Source organism: Nostoc sp. (genome assembly GCF_041747015.1).
In the GTDB taxonomy this organism is placed as follows: domain Bacteria; phylum Cyanobacteriota; class Cyanobacteriia; order Cyanobacteriales; family Nostocaceae; genus Nostoc.
This window is the reverse complement of the sequence record NZ_JBGTFY010000238.1, coordinates 1-5,984: the sequence shown is the minus strand read 5'-3', so window position 1 is coordinate 5,984 and position 5,984 is coordinate 1. Positions and strand designations below refer to the sequence as shown.

The following is a 5,984-nucleotide window of genomic DNA, read 5'->3' as shown; positions in this document are numbered from 1 at the left end:
CCGCTCCTGAAGGGGACTTGACGCCACGCTCACGTGAGCTAGATCAAATTCTTCGTTTAGCCGCCTAGACCACCAGTTGCAACTTTTTGATACTTAGCTCAGGAATTTAATTTCTGGGTCAATTTCTGCAAAAGTATAGTTCCCCAAGCTGATTTATATGCCTTTAATTTGCAAGATGTAATTCCTGCATTTCCCTTGCCTTTGCGAACTGGTGATAGTGAACCTTTGGTAGATTTGCAGAGTTTATTAACTGGAATTTATGATCGTGCCAGTTATGATTTGGTAATATGGCAAATTTGCAGAAGCTCATGTAAGCCGAGGTCGTGCGTATTCAGAGTTAGGAGAGCAGCAAAGAGCTATTACAGATTATACTATAGCAATGAATGTTATTCCCAAATTTGCGGAAGACAAAGATATATATGTTGAACCATTACTAGGACGAGGTACTGTTTACATCAAACTTGGTAATTATCAGGCTGCACTTGATGATTTTAATCTAGCAATAAAACTAAATCCTGACTTTTATGATGCTTATTTAGGCAGAGCTATTATCTATATTGAACAAAAAAATTATCAACAAGCGATTAATGATTTAACAGAAGCCTTAAAGTTAACTGCTGACGATTATCCTGCTGGTTTTTTGAAACGTGGTTCTGTTTGGGCTGAATTAGGCGAATATCAAAAAGCCATTGAAGACTTTACTCAGGCTATTGATAATAAGGCAGACGATGCTAAGACATATTATCCAGATGCCTACTATAAACGCGGACTGATTAATTTAAATTTAGGGGAACCAGAAAAAGCAATTAAGGATTTCAATAATGCTATTAATCTGGATTCTAAGTATTATGAAGCATATTATAAACGTGCGATCGCTCACGAAAAAATTGGAGAATCCGAAGCAGCAAATCAAGATTACATCAGTGCAGATTATAGTAAAAGATTATTAACATATAACCTCACAGGGCATTCAGGAATGTTTGCTGCGGTTCGCTCAGTAGCTATCAGTCCTGATGGAACAACTTTAGCGAGTGGAAGTGAAGATTCAACTATTAAATTGTGGAACGTAAAGACAGGACAAGAAATTAAAACACTTTTTGTAAATTCCGGCTCAGTTCTTGCTGTGACTTTTAGCCCTGATGGTGAAACTCTTGCTTGTTCCACTACTCAAAAAATTATTAAACTTTGGAATGTTAGCACAGGAGAAGAAATCCTTACTATATTAGGGCATTCTGATTGGATTCATTCCCTTGCTTTTAGTCCAGACGGACAGACCATAGCTAGTGGAAGTGATGACAAAACCATTAAATTTTGGAATATAGAAACTGGAGAGCAAATTCACAGCTTCTTTGGTCATTCAGATTACGTTCAGTCTTTGAGTTTTAGTCCAAATAATAATATTATCGCCAGTGGAAGCTGCGACAAAACTATAAAACTATGGGATGTGCAAACTGGCGAAGAAATTAATACCCTAGAAGGACATAAAGACTGTGTTCGTGCTATTGCTTTTAGCCCAAATGGTCAGACTTTGGCTAGTGGTAGTCAAGACAACAACATCATCCTTTGGGATTGGCAAAATAATCGGCAGATACGTACTTTCAAAGCTCACTCTAATGCAGTAACCTCCTTAGCTTTTAGTCCTGATGGTCTAACCATTGTGAGTGGCAGTGATGACAAAACCATTAAACTATGGAATGTGCAAACTGGACTATCAATTATCACTCTTTTTGGACATGAATCTTATGTAGAATCAGTAGCTTTTAGTCCAGATGGTAAAAATATTGTTAGTGGTAGTTATGACAAAACAGTTAAAGTGTGGCAGATGCCTTAGCAGTAAACTGAAGATACTATGACCGAAGAGTGCGATCGCACTCTCCCAGATCCTCAAAACTCTGGCATAATCAGACATGTCCGCACCTAAAAAACTGATGTAAATCCTAACCAATGTCCAACGATGAATATGACAGTCCGTGGAAAGAAGCTATAGAAACCTACTTTCAAGAGTGCATTGAATTTTTCTTTCCTGTAGCTGCGGAGGGAATAGACTGGAAGGGAGGCTATACTTTTTTGGACAAAGAGTTACAGCAAGTCGTTCGAGATGCAGAATTAGGGCAAAGATTCGTTGATAAACTTGTTCAAGTCTGGCAACGTAATGGCGAAGAAAGGTGGGTATTAGTCCATCTGGAAGTTCAAAGTTATGAAGAAACCAACTTTGCCCAGCGAATGTACGTCTACCACTACCGACTGTTTGACCGTTACAATCGGTCTATAGCTAGTCTAGCCATCTTAGGTGACGATCGCCCCACATGGAAACCAAATCAATTTAGCGATGAACTATGGGGTTGCGAAGTCAAATTCAAGTTTCCCATTGTCAAACTACTTGAATATAGCGAACAGTGGGGAGAATTAGAAGCAAGTTCTAACCCATTTGCTACAGTAGTTATGGCTCATTTAAAAGCAAAGGAAACACGTCAAGATAACCAAAGCCGCAAACGCTGGAAGCTTGATTTAACAAAACGACTCTACGAAAAAGGCTATCAGCGCGAAGATATCATCAACCTATTTCGATTTATCGACTGGGTGATGAAATTACCTGAAGAATTAGAGAATAGTTTTTGGCAAGAAGTAACTCAATACGAGGATAAAAACAAAATGCCGTATATTACCAGCGTAGAAAGAAGGGGTATTGCACAAGGTATTGCACAAGGTATTGAACTGGGTATTGAACAAGGTATTGAACTGGGGAAGAGAGAAGGACTCCTTGAAGGTATTGAAATGGTTTTGGAACTAAAATTTGGCAGCGAAGGACTAACTATATTACAAGAGGTTGCCCAAATACAGAATGTAGAGATATTAAGGGCTATTCTCACCAGTATTAAAACTGTGAATTCTCTAGAAGAATTCCGGCAAATTTATCAATAATTTACTACCCATATTCGACTGCAAAATGATTGCCCGTCTTAAAAAATATGAGTGTACGGGGGATGAAATTACCTGAAAAATTAGAGAACAGTTTTTGGCAAGAAGTTACTCAATATGAGGAGGAAAAGAAAATGCCGTATATTACCAGCGTAGAAAGAAGGGGTATGAGAGGAGGGTTACTTCAAGGCATTGAAATCGCTTTGGAATTAAAATTTGGTAGTCAGGGGCTAACAATATTCCCAGAGATTATCCAGATCCAGAACATAGAGATATTAAGGGCTATTCTCACCAGTATCAAAACTGTGAATTCTCTAGAAGAATTTCGGCAAATCTATCAATAAATCACTATTTATACTCGACTGTAAAAAGCAGCGATGTTTGAGACAGGGTGCTATATCTTAATACACTCTGTTTAATTCAATCTCATTCTCTGATAATTGTGATATGTTAAGTTAAATAAATAATTATTGCAAAATCGTAAACAACTTTTGGGAATATTGGCCAAGCTAATTAAAAGGTTTACGCCGAATGGATATTTTTATAGAATAATCTCATTAAAAGATTCGCAGAAACATAAATGGACTGGATTACACTACTGCGATCGCTACAGTCTGATTTTATTAAAAGGTTAACATCTGGTTGTCTGCTTCATTGTGAAACAGAAGGTCAATATAGCGAATTAACTATCATCTCTGGAGAGAGATTAAAGGCACTACGAGAATTTTGCTGGCTGATGGCTGAGAAATATAAGCGTGTTTTACCAGTCCGCGACGTTTTTATTAGCTATCTTAAAGGGAAATTGGGTGAGGAAGTTGTCAAAGAACGTTTAGCTGATTTTATTACCGAAGTCGATTATGAAAAGCGATTCGGCGGCGATGGCAATATAGATTTTACCTTGACTTCTGACCCATCGGTTGGTATTGAAGTTAAATCTCGTCACGGTAGTATTGATAGAGTTAGATGGTCAGTTAGTTCTGAAGAAGTGGAAAAAAATGCAGTTGTAGTTTGCATTTTGATTCAAGAGGATGTGAGTGAAGCACAATCTGAGTATCACCTTTTTTTGGCTGGCTTTCTGCCAACCCGGATGATTAAGTTGAAGACTGGTAAAATTTCCTTTGGGATAGAGCAATTACTATATGGTGGTGGTTTATGGTGCTATCTAGAACAGTTACAATCTTCTGTAAATAATGATTCTAAGCAACAATCATCAATTTATAAATATCTCCCGAAACAGGAAATGCCACCTAAGTCAACTAACAATCGGTTGATAAAATCTTCCTTTCAACCTCAATTAGAGAACTATTTGCAATATCGGGATGAAGATTTAAATATACTCTACATAAAATTGGGTGATGAGTATTTGGATAAAGGAGAATATACGAATGCAATTACTAACTATAATCAAGCTTTACAAGTTAATCATGGCGATGTTGATTTATATTATAAACGAGGTTTAGCTCACTATCAAATAGGAGATTATGAAGCGGCGATCGCAGATTACTCTCAAGCAATCAAAATAAATCTTCATGATGCTAAATCTTACAATCAACGAGGTTTAGCTCTATATCAAATAGGGCGATTAGAGGAAGCAATTAATGATTATACAGAGGCGATCAGAATTAATCCTAATGTTGCCGTAGCTTATAAAAACCGGGCTGAAGCTCGTTCTCATATAGGAGATAATCAAGGAGCAATTGAAGATTATACCCAGGCTATTAAAATTAATCCTCATTATGCCGATGCTGACAAAAATCGTGGAATTGCTCGTTATTTATTAGGAACTCAACCGATATTTACCCAAGCAATTAAGATTAATCCTCAAGATGCTGTAGCTTATAAAAATCGTGGGAATGCTCGTTCGGATTTAGGGGATTTTGAGGGAGCAGTTGAAGATTATACTCAAGCAATCCAGATTAATTCAAATTATGCAGATGCTTATTACAACCGTGGTAATGCTCGTTCAGATTTAGGTGATTTTGAAGGTGCGATCGCAGATTATACTCAGACAATAAAGATTAATTCAAATTATGCAGATGCTTATTACAACCGTGGTAATATCTATTTAGAAATGGGAGATAAACAGCGAGCAATCGAAGATTTTCAAAAAGCGGCAAATATTTATCGTCAAGAAGGTAAACTTGAAGCGCTCAAAGATACAAAAGACAGAATATTAGATTTAGAAATAGAAGAATCATTAGATATTTTAAACTTCTAAAAAATTGCTCAATTCGGATAAATAGCAATTTACAGCTACGCTAAACTCATAGCAATAACCTTGATTAAGTGGCTGCACAACTTAGAGCCTTGGGAATTCAACCAGATGCTTAGTTTCAATCTTTGGCTATTGTCACTTGCAAATTATTAGAGGTAGGTAGTAAAGATGAACGATGAAAAACTACTAGAACGGATTAAGTTTGACAAAAATGTTTTGGCTGGTAAACCAATTATTCGGGGATTAAGAATACCAGTAGCAATGATTTTAGAATTACTAGCCAAGGGTTCTACTAATCAAGAAATTCTTGAAGATTACCCGGAATTAGAACTAGAAGATATACAAGCAGCTTTATTTTATGCTTATTATCTTGTTTCTCAAGAAGAGGTTTTAGACAGAGTGACTGCATCTTAGACCATATATGAAATTTTTAATCGATGTCAATGCTAGTCGCGCCTTGGGTAATTGGTTGCAAGAAATGGGTCATGAAGTGGTTTATGTAAGTGATACTGACTCTGAAATGAGAGACGAGGATATTTTAGAATGGGCAGTTATGGAACAAAGAATTATTATGACGACAGATAATGACTTTGAACAGATGATTTGGCAGCAGAGAAAGCGTCATTGTGGAGTTTTACGTTTAGAAAATTTACCTCGTGAAGCTAGGAAGGTGTTATTAATAGATGTTTTAAAATTACATAGCGAAGATTTAGTTAGGGCTTGCTGAATAAGTCTCCAGAGCGAATCTAGAAGCCACACAGCTTACAAAATAGTAGTTTCGTCGCTTAGTTTCCCAATTTGCCCGGCGCTCGCCGACGAAAGTGCAAGGTTTTTGAACCTCTGGATGCTA

General features: G+C 37.0%; 7 protein-coding genes. All 7 read left to right on the top strand.

The genetic code is table 11. The features are described 5' to 3' along the window. The first annotated feature begins 135 nt into the window (after nt 1–135). Nucleotides 136–426: a DUF4058 family protein gene (locus ACEW80_RS19310; RefSeq protein WP_373528141.1), complete on the top strand. Its 291-nt coding sequence runs from the start codon at nt 136–138 to the stop codon at nt 424–426. Then, the gene (locus ACEW80_RS19305) at nt 380–1,831 is read left to right on the top strand and encodes a tetratricopeptide repeat protein (protein WP_373528140.1); all 1,452 of its coding nucleotides are present in this window, start codon (nt 380–382) and stop codon (nt 1,829–1,831) included. Before ACEW80_RS19310 ends, ACEW80_RS19305 begins: the two co-directional genes overlap by 47 nt. A gap of 113 nt (nt 1,832–1,944) precedes the next feature. Continuing rightward, complete coding sequence (locus ACEW80_RS19300) at nt 1,945–2,922, top strand: cytosolic protein (protein ID WP_373528139.1); 978 nt, start codon at nt 1,945–1,947, stop codon at nt 2,920–2,922. A gap of 62 nt (nt 2,923–2,984) precedes the next feature. Continuing rightward, the gene (locus ACEW80_RS19295; protein ID WP_373528138.1) at nt 2,985–3,263 is read left to right on the top strand and encodes a hypothetical protein; all 279 of its coding nucleotides are present in this window, start codon (nt 2,985–2,987) and stop codon (nt 3,261–3,263) included. Between the two features lie 236 nt (nt 3,264–3,499). After that, nucleotides 3,500–5,137: a tetratricopeptide repeat protein gene (locus tag ACEW80_RS19290; RefSeq protein ID WP_373528137.1), complete on the top strand. Its 1,638-nt coding sequence runs from the start codon at nt 3,500–3,502 to the stop codon at nt 5,135–5,137. Nucleotides 5,138–5,302: 165 nt separating this feature from the next. Further along, nucleotides 5,303–5,548, top strand: coding sequence for a DUF433 domain-containing protein (locus ACEW80_RS19285; RefSeq protein ID WP_373528136.1), 246 nt, complete (start codon nt 5,303–5,305; stop codon nt 5,546–5,548). Between the two features lie 7 nt (nt 5,549–5,555). After that, nucleotides 5,556–5,861 (top strand): DUF5615 family PIN-like protein, encoded by a 306-nt coding sequence (locus ACEW80_RS19280; RefSeq protein ID WP_373528135.1) that lies wholly within the window; start codon nt 5,556–5,558, stop codon nt 5,859–5,861. Nucleotides 5,862–5,984 lie beyond the last annotated feature (123 nt).